This window comes from Shewanella sp. 4t3-1-2LB, from assembly GCF_017368415.1.
GTDB lineage: Bacteria > Pseudomonadota > Gammaproteobacteria > Enterobacterales > Shewanellaceae > Shewanella > Shewanella fodinae.
On the sequence record NZ_JAFNJD010000001.1, the window covers coordinates 83,226 to 98,945 of the forward strand.

9 protein-coding genes are annotated in these 15,720 nt (G+C 48.4%); 6 read left to right on the plus strand and 3 right to left on the minus strand.

The features are described 5' to 3' along the window. The first annotated feature begins 31 nt into the window (after positions 1-31). From J3L11_RS00395 to J3L11_RS00405, 3 genes are all read left to right on the plus strand, one after another. The gene (locus J3L11_RS00395; RefSeq protein WP_207569792.1) at positions 32-961 is read left to right on the plus strand and encodes an adenosylmethionine decarboxylase; all 930 of its coding nucleotides are present in this window, start codon (positions 32-34) and stop codon (positions 959-961) included. An 11-nt stretch (positions 962-972) separates the two neighbouring features. Then, entirely contained in the window at positions 973-1,611 is a 639-nt protein-coding gene (gene pdxH / locus J3L11_RS00400; protein ID WP_207569663.1) for a pyridoxamine 5'-phosphate oxidase, read from the plus strand. 159 nt (positions 1,612-1,770) lie between these two features. Then, complete coding sequence (locus J3L11_RS00405) at positions 1,771-2,121, plus strand: DUF3802 family protein (protein WP_133038746.1); 351 nt, start codon at positions 1,771-1,773, stop codon at positions 2,119-2,121. A gap of 6 nt (positions 2,122-2,127) precedes the next feature. On the opposite strand, the gene J3L11_RS00410 is transcribed toward J3L11_RS00405, so the two are convergent. Then, positions 2,128-4,716 carry a PAS domain-containing protein gene (locus J3L11_RS00410; RefSeq protein WP_207569664.1) on the minus strand — a complete coding sequence of 863 codons (2,589 nt, stop codon included), beginning with the start codon at positions 4,714-4,716 and terminating at the stop codon, positions 2,128-2,130. 138 nt (positions 4,717-4,854) lie between these two features. Further along, complete coding sequence (acs, locus tag J3L11_RS00415; protein ID WP_133038748.1) at positions 4,855-6,810, minus strand: acetate--CoA ligase; 1,956 nt, start codon at positions 6,808-6,810, stop codon at positions 4,855-4,857. Between the two features lie 301 nt (positions 6,811-7,111). On the opposite strand from acs, the gene J3L11_RS00420 reads away from it, so the two are divergent. Then, positions 7,112-10,540: a PAS domain-containing hybrid sensor histidine kinase/response regulator gene (locus tag J3L11_RS00420; RefSeq protein WP_207569665.1), complete on the plus strand. Its 3,429-nt coding sequence runs from the start codon at positions 7,112-7,114 to the stop codon at positions 10,538-10,540. Here J3L11_RS00420 and J3L11_RS00425 read toward each other — a convergent pair. Beyond that, entirely contained in the window at positions 10,527-11,279 is a 753-nt protein-coding gene (locus J3L11_RS00425; protein WP_207569666.1) for a phosphatase PAP2 family protein, read from the minus strand. The two genes, J3L11_RS00420 and J3L11_RS00425, sit on opposite strands and share 14 nt — an antisense overlap. Positions 11,280-11,571: 292 nt before the next feature. Between J3L11_RS00425 and J3L11_RS00430 the strand changes: the two genes are divergently transcribed. Beyond that, a complete protein-coding gene (locus tag J3L11_RS00430) occupies positions 11,572-13,824 on the plus strand; it encodes an EAL domain-containing protein (RefSeq protein WP_207569667.1) in 2,253 nt (750 codons plus the stop codon). Further along, the gene (locus tag J3L11_RS00435) at positions 13,821-15,713 is read left to right on the plus strand and encodes a HAMP domain-containing sensor histidine kinase (RefSeq protein ID WP_207569668.1); all 1,893 of its coding nucleotides are present in this window, start codon (positions 13,821-13,823) and stop codon (positions 15,711-15,713) included. Before J3L11_RS00430 ends, J3L11_RS00435 begins: the two co-directional genes overlap by 4 nt. Positions 15,714-15,720: the final 7 nt, after the last annotated feature.

The following is a 15,720-nucleotide window of genomic DNA, read 5'->3' on the forward strand; positions in this document are numbered from 1 at the left end:
AGGCCTGCGTGCCTGCATCAGGTTAGAAAAGATGTTTTTTGAAGGTTCTGAAAAAAAAATTGAAGTCATAGTGACGCCAGCTACGCCTTCGCTGCGCGCACTGGGCAAGCCCTTCTGGGAAGGAATGGTTGCCAAGGCTCATGCGGAAATTCTGTCATCGGTGAGCAACGATTTTTGCGATGCTTACCTGTTGAGTGAGTCCAGTCTATTTGTCTGGGACAACCGCTTTTTGATGCTGACTTGCGGCACTACCACATTGGTACATGCCGCAACCCATTTTGTTGAGCAGTTGGGAGAGGCAGCGATAGCTTTCCTCAGCTATCAGCGGAAGAATGAGTACCTGTCACATCTGCAGGCCAGCAGTTTTACCGATGATCTGCAACTGTTGCGTAAGAAAATCAGTGGTAAAGCGTTTCGAATAGGTCATCTTGATTCGCACCACCATTACATTTTCTATACAGATAAACCGTATCAGGCAGAGGTGTCTGATATTACCAATGAATTATTGATGTACCATATCGGCGGTGATGCGGCTGAATATCTGCGCAGCAATAAACAGACGACAGCGGGCGTGCGCGCCACATTGGCGTTAGAGGAGATGCTGCCGGGATTCAGTTTCGATGATTTTCTGTTTGAGCCCTTTGGTTATTCTGTAAATGGTATTCGCGGACGCGAATATATCACTATTCATGTCACGCCCCAGGAAAACAGCTCTTACGTGAGTTTTGAAACCAACTTGGATCTGGCGGTGCAACCACTGGACATTTTTGCCCGCTTGCTCGGGGTGCTGGATCCTGGGAGTTGGGATGTGATCCGCTTTAATGCCCCTCATGCCTCGTACGGGTTTCCGGCACACATTTGCCTCGGCAGCGCTAATATCGCCTTGGAACATGGTTACCAGCTACATTTCAGTCATTATCAGCAGCTTTGTCATGAGAAACTGCTACCGGAAGCTATCTGAGGAGTATGTCGATGTCTGATTTAAGTGATATTCGCCGCGAGTATACGCTGGGTGGGTTGCGTCGTGCCGATCTGGCGGTCGAACCGATGGCGCAATTTGAATTATGGATGCAGCAGGCTAAAGATGCGCCGCTAACAGATCCTACGGCAATGGTGGTTGCCACTGTGGATGCCAGTGGTCAACCTTTTCAACGGATTGTGCTGTTGAAACGTTTTGATGAGCATGGCTTTGTTTTTTTCACCAATCTTGAAAGTCGTAAAGCCACACAACTAGCAGGAAATGCCCATATCAGTTTGTTGTTCCCTTGGCATCCGTTGGAGCGGCAAGTAGCGGTGACAGGGAAAGCTGAAGCCTTATCTACAGCTGAAGTATTGAAGTACTTTCTGACGCGTCCGAAAGACAGTCAGATAGCCGCCTGGGTGTCACAACAATCCAGTAAAATCTCTGCCAGACAAGCACTCGAGTCGAAATTTGCGGAAATGAAAGCAAAATTTTCTCGAGGAGAAGTACCACTACCAAAATTTTGGGGCGGGTACCGAGTGGTACCGGATAGTATCGAGTTTTGGCAGGGGGGCGAGCATCGGTTACATGACAGATTTTTATATAGTCGCAGTGGTGATGGCTGGCAGATCGATCGTTTAGCACCTTAAGCAAAACTGTCAGTAAAACTGTTGCAAAAAGTGGTTATAATCTCTCTGAAATAGTAGCGGGTGCAAAATTCGATTAGCTGATAGTTTCTTAATTATTTCACTGCGGTTAATCTAAAGCATCAAACCAACAACCGTGTTTTGTTAGCAGCGGGAAGTGCAATGGTAACCGACAAAGAAGGCTATGCCCATCTCATCCAGTATCTGACTGAGCATCTCGGATTGTTCGAAAATGCGGGTACCGGTGTCGATGGTAGTACCGTGATGGAAGTGTTTGAAGATCTGCTGGCGGCGCAGATTATTGTCGTTTGTGGGCAGAACCCGGAACTCTCTTTCGCTCAGCGAAATACCATTATTCGCGAAGTGGATGCCATCATGTACGACTTGGAGGAAATTCTCGCCGGATGTGGTCGGCAACCGGTGAACCGCGAGCAGAGTTACTTCATTACTGAATTTACTGGTTTGGTAAAAAATCTGTTTGATCAAGAAATTGAAAAGGCGTTGCGACAGTAGCCAAGTTTATACCAGCGCTGGGATTGATAGGGTAATTTTGCAGCCTTTCCCCGGCGCTGAAACTAGCGTCATGTTTCCGTGTAACTGGGTTTTTAGGTAATAATGTACCGCTGTTAAGGTGCTATCGGTGGTTTGTTGATGCCACTGCTGTTTGAGTCGTTCTTGCTGCGTCATATCCATCCCTCTACCATTATCTACTAGCTCCACAGAGACATTCTGATCCGAATTGTTGATACTAATTGTTAGTAATTTCTCTGGTTGATCAATTAGATAAGCATCGTTGATAGTGTTTTGCAACAGGCGGTAGAACAACAACAGATGCTGCCAGCTTTTCCCCACAGCTATCAGGCGCTGACCGTTATTGAAGTTCACTTGTACCTGCTTTGCTGCCAGTTCTGGCGCCATAAATATCAGTAAATGATTGAAAAATTGCGACAGTTCCAACGGCTGGATCTCATTGTGCTGATAGTTCACCAACGCCTGCAAGTGACGCATACCTTCAGCCTGTTGGAGGATCTGATGGTCAATTACTGTGGCAGGTTGTTGGTAGATGGCGGCGGATAATTGATCCAACTGCTGGCTTAATCTGCCAACCAACATGCTCAATAATCTGGGGAGAGGCTGTTCTTGCTGTTGCAACTGGTTGATTTTCTCTAATAGCTGCTGTTGATAGCGACTTTCCCGTTGTTGTTGCTGAATGACCAATAGCTTCTGCTGTTTCTGCTGTTGCACCAGTTGCTGTAGCTGTTGCAATTGCTGTTGTTGTTGCTTGATTTCAGCTTGAAGTGTTACCTCGTTACGTTTTACGCCACTGAGATCAAAACCTATAGCACCTACACCATTGAGTTCGCCTAACTCGTCACGTATGGCAAAACGAGTGACGAAAAACGGCCGCACGCCACCTTGATGAATATGCAGAGGTTCTTCTGCACTAAAAGGGGCCCGCGTTTGTAAAACCCGCTGTTCATGCTGAGCTGTCAGAGGCTGCTCAATGTTGGGAAATAGCTGTTGATCGCTATGGCCGAGCAGTTGTTCGCGTTCACGTCCAAGCAGCTCGCAGTATTTATCATTCACCAGGGTGTAGCAACCATTGAGATCTTTAATATGAATGATGTGCTGGGAAAATTTAAGCAACGAGTTTAGCTGCTCTGTACGGTTACGCAGCTCCTGCTGAAATGACTCTTGCACTTGCAACTGCTGCTCCTGCGCTAGATTGGTGGCATAGAGGCTCGCCATCTCCGCTTCCAGCTGTTGAACCCTATTGAGAAAACTATTAGCAAGACCCGCAAATTCATCCTGTCGTTCCCGCTGCAATATCTCCAGTGCCGCCAGATCCTGATTTTGTAATGTCGCCGCTATCTGGGTGATCGGGCTGATAAATATGCGCCGTTGTAACAGATACAGCAGCAACATTGCCAATAACTGGATAATCACCAGAAAAAAGCCTACTTTGCCAGCAAGCATGTAGGCGTTGTGGTGCAGTTGAGACAAAGGCGTTACCACCAGTATTTTCCAGAAAGTGCCCGGCATCAGAAAGACAGAGACCATAGCATCCTCTGCTAATAACGGATCCTGCGGCAACTCTATGGTATCGATCAATTCTGCTGTTGGCGGCCAATTTTGCGGTGTATTTTCTACAATCGCTTTTAACAAATCATTGTGGTTGTTGACCAGCGAAGGCAGTGTCTGTAGTTGCGCATCTGTAAACTGCGGCTGTCGTTGCGCCTGACGGATGATGGCATCATCAACATTCTGCAGTGCTGGGCGTAATGCTGAAAATACTGGCATTTTACCGCTGAGCCATTGGATATCTTCCACCTGGCTAGGGTTGGTGGGAAGATGCTGTTGTAGTCCCTGAGGCAATGACAATAAGCGGTTACGATAGTCTAGCGCAATGATATAACCGCTGAGATCCCGAGATAAATCGTGAAACAGCCCATTGATGCCATTGACACCAATATCGAGGGTGGCCGCACCAACGAATTTATGTTCGACCCGCACGGGCACCGATGCTGTAACCATGGTGATGCCAGTGGTAGGGTCGCGGTAGGCCGGTGACCAGAATGCTACGTCTGCCGGGTATAGACGGGTGGGGCGGTACCATTCCTCGGTATGATATGGCATTGCCGCATTACGATTGTAATCGGAGAGTTGCACCAAGGTATTAGTCGCATCGCGGTACCAGAACAAACTGGGCATCGGCGCCGCGGGGTGTTCTCCTGGCTCGGGCCAGATACCACCACCACTGATAAGATCGTCTTGTCGCTTGCTGTCCAGCATTGTCGGAATTAACTGCTGCAACTTTTGTGGTTGTTGCTGATATAAGCCTGCAACACTTGCCATGGCTATCACCAATGACTCGTATTGTCCGGTGATCTCCTTAAGTCGGGAAATCACTACTTGTCCGTAAGTATAGTTAAGTTCCTGCTGTTGCCGTAATAGCTGATCTCGCTGGATAATCCACAAGACCCCGATGGTGCTGGCGATAATGATGAAAGCAACAAATAACTGCACCCAAATAAATTTTGCCGACAAGCTATTACGCCAGGAGGGTCTGGAAAGCGGAGAAACGTGAGGTAAGCGCAGCTGAGTCATGGGAAAGTCCGTTTTAGCGGCAGCAACAACCGGCTTTTACATCATAGCGCTGAGATGTAGGACTTGTCATTATTTGAACAAATTCACTTGCTTGCAAAAAGAGCCCCTCAATTATGAGGGGCAATGACAGGAGGTGAATTATTCTGGGCGGTTGAGCCGCGTTTCAATCAAAGTATCAATAACTGCTGGGTCCGCCAGTGTTGAAGAATCACCCAGGTTCGTGATTTCATTAGCGGCAATCTTGCGCAGGAATCGCCGCATGATCTTACCTGAGCGAGTCTTGGGCAAACCGCTGGCCCACTGGATTAGATCGGGTGTCGCCAAGGCCCCAATCTCCTTGCGAACCCACTGCCGCAACTCTTGGCGCAGCGCTTCCGATGGCTCAGTATCCTTGGTCAGGGTGACATAAGCGTAAATACCTTGGCCTTTGATATCATGGGGATAGCCCACCACGGCCGCCTCAGCAACTAAATCGTGTGCTACTAGGGCGCTTTCAATTTCGGCGGTGCCCAAGCGGTGGCCAGATACGTTAATCACATCGTCTACACGGCCGGTGATCCAGTAGTAACCATCTTCATCACGACGGGCACCATCGCCAGTAAAGTACATACCGCGGAAGGTTTTAAAATAGGTCAGCACAAATCGTTCATGGTCGCCATACACAGTACGCATCTGTCCCGGCCAAGAATCCAATATCACTAAGTTACCTTCAGTCGCACCTTCTAAGATGGTGCCATTATTGTCAACCAAGGCGGGTTGCACCCCAAAAAATGGTCGCGTGGCGGAGCCAGGTTTGGTATCAGTCGCGCCGGGTAAGGGGGTGATCAGAATGCCGCCGGTTTCTGTCTGCCACCAAGTGTCTACAATTGGGCAATGTTCATGACCAATGACCTCATGATACCAGCGCCAAGCTTCTGGATTGATGGGTTCGCCGACAGAACCCATGATGCGTAATGAATCGCCCTTGAAATTATCAAACTGTTCTTTACCTTCCGCCATCAAGGCGCGGATCAGTGTCGGGGCAGTATAGAGAATGTTGACCTGATGACGGTCAACAATCTCACCGAGGCGGGCTGGCGACGGCCAGTTGGGGACGCCTTCATGGATCAGAACCGTGGCACAGTTAGCCAGCGGCCCATACACCATATAACTGTGGCCGGTGATCCAGCCCACATCGGCGGTACACCAATAAATTTCCCCGGGTTTATAGTCAAACACATATTCGTGGGTCATCGACGCATACACCAGATAACCACCTGTGGTATGCAGCACCCCTTTGGGATTGCCGGTGGAACCGGAGGTGTAAAGCAAGAATAATGGGTCCTCTGCGCCCATCTCTTCGGCTTCACAGAATTCTGAGGCGGTTTCAGTGAGTGAATGCCACCAGACATCGCGGCCGTCCTGCCAGTCAATTTTGCCGCCAGTGCGTTTCAGCACAATCACTTTTTCGACGGTGGTAACATCTGGCTTAGACAGAGCTTCATCAATGTTACGTTTCAATGGAATGGTGCGTCCGGCACGCACTCCTTCATCGGCAGTCAGTACGACTTTGGAACGGCCATCTTTGATGCGTGATGCGATAGAGTCTGGAGAGAAACCGCCAAACACCACGGAGTGCACCGCGCCAATTCGGGCACAGGCTAACATGGCAATGGCTGCTTCTGGCACCATAGGCATATACATGGTGACGACATCGCCACGACGCACCCCTTGGCTGCGCAGAGCATTGGCAAATTTACACACTTCAACATGTAGTTGACCGTAGCTGAGTGTTCTTTGTTCTTTGGCGTCGTCACCTTCCCAGATAATGGCGGTACGATCAGCATTTTGCGCTAAATGGCGATCGACACAGTTAACGCAGGCATTCAATGTGCCGTCATAAAACCAGTTAATGGATAGGTTATGATCATCAAAAGAGGTTTGTTTAATTTTGCTGTAGGGTTTGATCCAGTCGATGCGTTTACCGTGTTCGCGCCAGAATCCTTCAGGATTAACGACAGATTCTTGATACATCTTGCGATATTTCTCGTCGTTGACCAGCGCACTGGAAGCAATAGCTGCGGGCACTTTATAAATTGCTTGTTGATTGCTCATGGATACTTCCCGTTATTTTTGTGACTTGACGCAAAGTATGGGATGCAACCTTGTTTGGCCTCTATTAGACATTGGTCTAGATAGAATTAATTATTATTAATCATGTAGTTATACTTGCAATTAAAACGTAGGCAATACCACTTTGAATGTTTTTAAATCATCTGATGATCGACCTATGATGGCCGGTTAAATACAAAAATAAACAAGCAGTTGTTGCAATCTTGGTGTTTTGGAGTGACTGGGGTAGGCTTATGCTGGTTGCAGACATTGAGGTCTGTTGTCCGACTGCAAGAGAGTCACGATGAATCTGACAGTGTTAGTGGCGGTGATCGCCATCTGTTATGTGTGTTTGCTGTGCGTGCTGGCATGGGGTGCTGAACGTTGGTTTGGTAATCTCACCAAGAAGTTACAAAACTGGATCTATGCCCTGAGCCTAGCGGTATATTGCTCTTCTTGGAGTTTTCTGGGAACAGTCGGGCAGTCGGCTAAAGATTTCTGGTCATTTTTACCCATCTTTCTCGGTCCCGTCTTGGTGTTTGTGCTGGGGTTTGGGCTGCTGCGCAAAATGGTGATGGTTTCCAAAGAGCAGAATATCACCTCTGTCGCTGACTTTATTGCCGCACGCTATGGTAAGTCGCAACCGCTGGCGGTGCTGGTCACGTTAATCGCACTGTTTGGCATCATGCCTTATATCGCGCTGCAGCTTAAGGCTATGGTGTACGGGCTTAATTTATTCCAACCCAAACAGGCGGCTTTTGATGGTAGCTGGTTGGCGTTATTAATTAGTGCGTGGCTAGCATTGTTTGCCATTTTATTTGGTACCCGCAAGTTGGATGCAACTGAGCATAATCCCGGCATGATGCTGGCGATTGCATTCGAGTCCTTGGTAAAGCTCTCGGCATTTCTGATTATTGGTGTCGTGGTGGTCTTTGGGATTTTTGGGGGATTTGGTCCTTTATGGCATCAGGCCAACCTTGCAGGTGTGATCCACGAACCCAACATGCGTCTTGAGTACATCGTGCCGGAGTTGCTGGTCGGTATGGCGGCATTTTTGTGCATGCCACGGCAGTTTCACGTCATGGTTGTCGAAGCGCATGGTGATAAAAGCCTGCGCCGTGCCCGTTGGTTATTTCCACTTTATCTGTTGCTGTTTGGCCTGTTTGTTGGACCAATGGCTTTGGCCGGAAAATTACTGCTCGGAGATTCTGTTGCTCCCGATACTTATGTGATTAATCTGCCTTTATCTATGGGAAGCGACTGGTTAGCGGTTATCGCCATGTTGGGAACCATGTCTGCCGCCACCGGCATGGTGATTGTGGCGGTCGTAACGATAAGTGTGATGATTTCCAACGAATGGCTGGTGCCAGTACTATTGCGTACCGGCCAGATTAAGCGAAGTAATTTTAGTCAGTTTTCTACGCAACTATTGTATGTCCGGCGCATCGCAATCGTAATGATTGTGGCTTTTGGTTACACCGCCTATCTCAGCTTTTCAGATAATGAATCCTTGTCACATATGGGAATGCTGGCTTTTGGGGCCTTTGCCCAATTAGCGCCTGCGTTGGTGGGTGGACTTTACTGGAAACGCGGTAATCGCGCCGGGGTGATGTTGGGGTTAGCAATAGGATTTGCGGTTTGGGCGGTATTGTTATTCCGTGATGCGGCCATTACTGGCGATCTGTTTACCACCGGCATGCATGCGTTTACCGATGTATCGCCGGATGTGGTGGATATTCTGACGGCACTTTCGGCCAACTTGGCGGGTTATATTCTGGGCTCCATGTGGTTCCGCGCCGGGGTGGTGGAACGCATCCAGGCCAGTATGTTTGTCACTCCTGGTTTGATGCGTAGTAGCGGTAATCGGCGGGCGGTGCAGATCAGCCAGCAAGATTTGCTGATCCTCGCTAGCCGTTTTGTCAGCCCAACGCGGGCGTATGAAAGTTTCTCGCGCTTCTCGCCCGACGCCGTACGTTCCGACAGCTGGAATAAATCGGCATCTACGGCTCTGATTAACCATACGGAACATCTACTTGCCGGTGTGCTCGGTGCGTCCAGTGCCGCGGTGGTGATGGATTCGGTGCTGGAGGGGCGAGATCTGGCCCTTGACGAAGTATTCAGTCTGGTGGATGACGCCTCCTCACAGGTGCTGCTGAGTCAAGATATGTTGCGAGCCGCCATCGAGCACGCCAACGAAGGTATGAGTGTAGTGGACAAAGACCTCAACCTCGTTGCCTGGAATCACCGCTATGAAGAACTGTACCGTTATCCGCCGGACTTTTTGCAGCCAGGAATGTCTATTGCAAAAGTGATCCGCTTTAATGCTGCTCGTGGGTATTGTGGCCCCGGTAATATTGATGACCATGTCAATCGGCGTATGCAGCATATGCGCAACGGAACCGCTCACTCTTCGGAGCGACAACGCAAAGACGGCAAGGTGATCAAGATCCAGGGCAACCCGATGCCAGACGGCGGTTTTGTGATGACCTTTACCGATATCACTCAATATCGCCAGCAACAGCGGGCACTGCAGGAAGCCAATGAAAATCTGGAAGCGCGAGTCAGAGAGCGCACCTATGAACTGGCGTTGCTCAATAGCCAGTTGTTAGAAGCCAAAGCCCATGAAGAGATGGCAAACGCCTCCAAGAGTCGCTTTTTGGCAGCAGTGGGGCATGACCTGATGCAGCCGTTAAATGCTGCTAGGCTGTTTACCGCCTCCTTGAGCCAGCATCCACAACTGGAGCAGGATGTGAGCTTGACGCTAGAGCATATTAACAGCTCATTGAAGATTGCTGGCGAGTTGCTGACTGACCTTTTGGATATCTCAAGGCTGGATTCCGGCAAAGTCGATGTGAATCGCAGGGATTTCGCTATTTCAGAAATTCTTAACGGATTAGCGGTTGAGTTTGAAGCGATGTCCAAAGACAGTCAGATCCGCTTTGCGGCGGTTGCCTGCAACATGACGGTGAATTCCGATCCGGCACTATTAAGACGTATTATTCAGAACTTTCTGACCAATGCTTTTCGCTATGCCAAAGGAGGAAAAGTGCTGCTGGGGTGTCGTCATCGGCCACATCACTTAGAGATCCAAGTGCTGGATACCGGCTGTGGCATTGAGAGCAGTCAACTGCGGGAAATATTTCACGAATTTAAACGGCTGAATAATCCGCAGAGTAAAAGTGTTAATGGTCTGGGACTGGGGTTAGCGATCGCTGATCGTATGAGTAAGGTGTTAGAGCACGAAATCAAAGTATCGTCTATTCAAGGTAAAGGCTCGGTATTTTCCATCATTGTGCCGTTAGGAAACAGTCGCGCAGTGCCCAAACCCCGCAGTATCTCCAGTACCTTTAGAACCTTAACCGGAGTAAAGGTGCTGTGTATCGACAATGAAGAGAGCATTCTGGCGGGATTGGAGAGTTTGTTAACTCGTTGGCAATGTGAGGTGGTATGTGCCAGCGATATTAACGATGCTCGTATCAAACTGGGTCTAAAAGGCGTGGCGCCGGATATCGTGCTGGCAGATTATCATCTGGATAATGATCGTAATGGTGTTGATGCAATGGATGAAATCCGCGCGCTTTATGGTGATAAATTACCGGGGATCCTGATCACTGCCAATACCAATAAGGCGTTGATTGAGGATGTGGAACGCCGTGGATATCACTATATGTCAAAGATGATTAAACCGGCGGCGTTGCGGGCGTTGATTTCCGGGCTGGTTAAACGCGCATAGACGCCGCGTTTGGCAAATCAATCGTCGCGCTCTGGCGTTGACACCAAGGGCGATAAACAATGCCATAACCTAATGTCGCTACCACCCAACAGAGTAACAGACTGGTAAGATCGTGCGTCAGGAAGTGGGCACCGCGCAGTTCCTGACATACCGCAAACGCGGAACCTAAAATGATGGCAAAACTAAGAAACTTAAAGCGCCTGGTGGGCATATGCGGCAGTGCAAAGTAATACAGTGCTACCCAGGCAAACGCGCCACTGCTGTGGCCACCAGGAAAACATTGACCAAGATCCATTGAAGAAAACAGACTGTTGGGAAAGGGGATCCAAGGCTTGCTGCCGCCAAATTGTATAACGTCCCAAGGACAGCTTACATTGGTGTACTCTTTGCCAAAACGTACTAGCAAGATAGATATCGCCACATTTGCCAGCAACAACAGCAGATCTTTACGCCAGGGCTTTAATGATGGCTTGAAAAAGCTGAGGGTTAATGTCACTAGCAATGTCAGTGACAGCAGTGTCACTAAGTGCCGCCCACCATTGTGCAGAATATGTTCCAAGAAATAATTATGGCGTAGTGACCAACCTGGCGCGTTACCTTCCTGATGAAATAACCACTGTGCCAGGATCAGATCGACTTGTGTCAGATGTAGCACTATCAGCAATAGTAGCCCAGTAATCAACGGCAATAGCAGGTGCCGGTGTAACCAACTATTAAAGGACAAGAGGTGTTGTGACATATTTTTCCGAAATGGACGTTCATCTGACGCTGACAATTATTGTTGCGATAACTTAACAATCGCTTAAGCGTAGCTTATAAAAAGAACAATATCGGGCTGATGTGCTGCCGTTACAGCGCATAAACCATACGCGGTTAGTTGTTTCTGGCAGCGATGCGTCATTACATACACATTTTCACTGGCTGAACGCCATATTTTGACTATGTTTAATGCAAACCCTCTGATGTAACTCAGGGTTTGCATTGCCATTGAGCAAAAGGTGTAAACCCGCTGGATGATCTGGAAAATAATCATGGAAGAAGAGCTGTTCCTGTTTGCACCCGACGAGTCCCCTCTTGACTTAGCGATGGAGTCTCAGTCATGGAAGGTATTGAGCGTTGAAGATGACGCCAATTATCAGGCCAGTCTGGCTCATGCCCTGCATGGCTATGCCGTCAAAAGTCGTCCGATAGAAATGCTTACGGCTCCCACGGCAGCGGCTGCCGCAGAATTACTGGCAAACCACGATGACCTGAGCGTGGTATTACTCGATGTTGTTATGGAAGACGATGATGCTGGTCTGCGTCTTGTTGATACTATTCGGCAGGTATTGGGAAACAGCGCATTGCGTATCGTATTACTGACTGGTCAGCCGGGAATGGCACCGTTTAAAGATGTGATGAAACGCTATGATATTGACGAGTACTGGAACAAAGCTGATCTGTCATCAGAGAGATTGCGCACGGTTGTCGCGTCCAATATTCGCACTTGGAATGCTTACAACGAGTTGGACAAGGCCCGCCGTGGGTTAAGTGTGCTGGTGGATGCGTCCAGACAATTGTCGCGGATTACCAATATTGATGAATTCTGCCAAACCATGTTAAGCGAAATAGGGCAACTCATAGGTGTTTCCAGAGGTGGTATTATCTGTGTTCGTAGTGGTGATGAAGAAAGTGCTGCTGAATATCGCATCGTCAGTAGCGCCGGAATTTTTACCTTAGCCCAAACAGATACTACGCCATTGTTGAAACAGCTCCCGGAGCACCTGCAAGCGGTGTTGATACCACTGATTTCCCAAGCTGTTGCTAATAAAACTCACCATTTTTCTGGCCGTTTCAGTGCTCTTTACTTCGAGACTTCAAGCGAGGGCGAGCATCGATATGTCATGGTGGTTGAGTCTGAGAAACCATTGACACAGTATCATATTAATCTTTTACAGGTGTTCAGCGAGAACGTTAACAACGGCTTTAACAATATCGTGTTGTGTAACCGTTTGTCTGAGCTGGCTTATTTTGACCCTCAACTAAATATTGCCAATCGTGCTTGGCTGGCGCGATTTCTGGATAATCTACCAGTAAGTGAACGTTGTCAGAGTGCCTTGGTTGCACTGAATATTAAAGATTTTGCGGAATTGGTACTCAGCGTGGATAGTGAATTTCTGAGTGGATTTTTGCGGCAGTTCTATCACAAGTTACAACAGCGATTTAAAGCCCAGCGAGTGATTGCCAGAACCACTGACAGCTGTTTTATCGTGTTGTTGAACGTCGAAGATCTGCCCACTTCCCAGGTATTAGCGGCACTGAATCACTTTAAGGTGATGACCGACAATGTGCAGCTACATGTCGAGGTCAGTGTAGCGCTGATGAACTTGTGTGAACTGACGACTATCAGTGGCCGCGAACTGCTACATATGATGGACTCCACCTTATTACAATCGCAGCGGGAGCATTTGCCGCTCATTCGTTACAACCCGCAGTTTCGCAGTAGTATTCTCGAACGTCACCAATTGATGCAGGGATTAAATAACGCTATTGATCAAGGTCATGTGTTACTGATGTTCCAACCTAAAGTGAGGCTGGATGATGGCAGTATCGTTGGCGTTGAGGCGTTAGCTCGTTGGCGTGAGCCTGATGGCAGTTACGTTCCTCCTAGCAAGTTTGTACCAGTAGCGGAGATGTCTGGGCTGATAAACAAGCTGGACTTATATGTGATGCAACTGACCGTCACCGCCATTAAACAGTTGCTTGATGCCGGGTTTCCGTTACCGGTTTCCTTTAATGTAACCAGTAGTGACCTGGATGACCTGTTTTTTATGGCGTCATTGGATCAGATCTGTCAAGAAAACCCGCAGATTTCGCAGTGGTTGGAGATCGAAATTACTGAATCCCAAACAATGCAGGACTACCAACATGTCAGACCCTTGTTACAGAATCTTATCAATAAAGGAATCGGCGTGAGCATTGACGATTTCGGTACGGGTTACTCGTCGTTGCAACATATTACCGAGCTATCAGCCACCGAACTGAAAATTGATAAGACATTCGTTGATGCCATGGAACGGGACAAATCGGGTGAAGCGATTGTTGACATGGTGATTAAACTTGGCCAACGTTTTAATTATTCAGTGATCGCGGAAGGGATTGAAAAACCAGCGCAAGTCCAGAAATTATCGGCATTAGGGTGTGAATTCGGCCAAGGCTTCTGGTTTGCTAAGCCAATGGAATTAAAAGATTTATTGGCATATCTTAAAAGTAGGACAACAGGAACGGACGAGCGAGAGATATGAACAGTGCTGCCACCCTGATGAAGTTGCGTTTAAAGAGCGTATTTTTCTTCGTGATGGTGCTGATCCTAGCGTTTCTCTCTGGTGTTATTGCCTACAATCTGCAAGCTTTAGGAAAAAACCGGGCGTTGGTTTCTGAACACAGCGAGCTTCTGAATCATGCCAGCCTGCTGTTGTATCAAGAACTGGCTGAGCTTGAAGATGTTATGCGGTTGATTGAGTCCAACGCGCAATTTATTGAAGGTCTGCGTCAGGATAAAACCCTTAATAGCGCCATGGTTGCTGATGTATTTGTACGCTATGGCAAAGTGATTAACAACATCCTGCAACTGCGCTGGCTTGACGAAAGCGGTACTGAAAAAGTTAGGGTCAACGTGCAGGCCGGTAGGCCGTTTATCGTTCCTTCGGAAACACTGCAGTTCAAAGGTGATCGCTATTATTTCATTGATGGTATCCAAGTAACCCCGCCGCAACTCTATATTTCACCGTTAGATCTCAATATTGAACATCATCGTATCGTGGTGCCCTATGAACCTACCATCCGTATCTCCCTTCGTACCGGTGACCAGGATGGGTTGCGCAAAGGTTTGCTGATTATTAATTACAACTTGGGTCCAGCGCTACAGCAAATGAACAAGCTCAGCAAGGAAAACGCGCAGTTGCAACTGATTGACAAAGAGGGGTTCTGGATAGTTCACCCTGACCCAGCAATGTGTTGGGGACGGGATTTGCAGAAACCCCAAATGAATCTGATAAAACAGGCGTCAGCATTGTGGTCTTCAATCAGTCAACAGCACAACCTGATTGGTCAGAAATATCAGGGGCAACTGATTAGTTTTCAACAGATTCAGATAAGTAAATCGGGCTATATGGTGCCTGACAGGGAATTTATCATGCTGGCAGTTACACCAGATAGCATAGTGTCGATGATGCGCCGTGACGCCATGATCCCGGCCACTGCCGTAGCGATAGTGATTGTATTTCTAGGAACAGGGTTTGTATTACGTGATTATCAATCTCGCGCTTCCGTGCATGCCATAGCGGCGCGATTGCAGCAGGAAATGGCGGAACTTAAGCGGGTAAATCGCTTACTGGATAGCACCCTAAAGCAGCAGCAGATGCTAAAAGACGATTTAGCTGAGTCTAAGCGGTTGTCATCGTTAGGGATGATGGTGGCCGGGGTCTCGCACGAAATGAATACTCCCATCGGCGGTGCCTTGTTGGCGGTTACCGGCGTCGAAGAGCAATTACAGCAGCTACAATCTGCCCTTGAACGAGGACTGACCAAATCGGCCTTGGTGCAATTTCTGCAACATACTCAGGCGGGATTACAGTTGGCAGAGAAAAATCTTGAACAGGCCAATGTCATCATTAAAAGTTTCCGGCGCTTGACGCTGGCACGCACAGGCGATGAGGTCTTGGAATGTTGCCCAGCAGAAATTGTGACAGATTTGATTAATGGATTAACGCCGCTCATTAAGAAACGCGGCATTCGTTTACTTAATCAGGTAGAGCCCCAGTTAAAAATCTGGACACAACCGGGCATATTATCGCAAGTGCTGCAAAATCTAGTGCTGAACGCGGTGGAACATGGGTTTGATGAGCATACCGCGGATGGCCGTGTTGTTGTGAGCAGCCGCAGGCCCGATGCGGAGCATATTGAGCTGGTGGTGTCTGACAATGGCAAAGGCATCGCCCCCGAATTGATGGACACTATTTTTGACCCGTTTGTCACCAGCAGCCGTGCGAAGCAGCATACTGGTCTGGGGTTACATCTGGTGCATCAGTGGGTCACTCAGTGTCTGATGGGGCAAGTCTATTCGTTGCCCCGTCAGGATGGTGCTGCTTTTGTGGTGAAGTTGCCCATCAGCGAGCCGGAAGCTTCACTGTGAACGCGAT

Excerpts from the sequence above, each read along its gene's own strand:
- J3L11_RS00405 (WP_133038746.1), top strand. The coding sequence starts at position 1,771 with ATGGTAACCGACAAAGAAGGCTATGCCCATCTCATCCAGTATCTGACT.
- J3L11_RS00420 (WP_207569665.1), top strand. The coding sequence starts at position 7,112 with ATGAATCTGACAGTGTTAGTGGCGGTGATCGCCATCTGTTATGTGTGT.
- J3L11_RS00410 (WP_207569664.1), bottom strand. The coding sequence starts at position 4,716 with ATGACTCAGCTGCGCTTACCTCACGTTTCTCCGCTTTCCAGACCCTCC.
- acs (WP_133038748.1), bottom strand. The coding sequence starts at position 6,810 with ATGAGCAATCAACAAGCAATTTATAAAGTGCCCGCAGCTATTGCTTCC.
- J3L11_RS00435 (WP_207569668.1), top strand. The coding sequence starts at position 13,821 with ATGAACAGTGCTGCCACCCTGATGAAGTTGCGTTTAAAGAGCGTATTT.
- J3L11_RS00425 (WP_207569666.1), bottom strand. The coding sequence starts at position 11,279 with ATGTCACAACACCTCTTGTCCTTTAATAGTTGGTTACACCGGCACCTG.
- J3L11_RS00430 (WP_207569667.1), top strand. The coding sequence starts at position 11,572 with ATGGAAGAAGAGCTGTTCCTGTTTGCACCCGACGAGTCCCCTCTTGAC.
- J3L11_RS00395 (WP_207569792.1), top strand. The coding sequence starts at position 32 with ATGTTTTTTGAAGGTTCTGAAAAAAAAATTGAAGTCATAGTGACGCCA.
- pdxH (WP_207569663.1), top strand. The coding sequence starts at position 973 with ATGTCTGATTTAAGTGATATTCGCCGCGAGTATACGCTGGGTGGGTTG.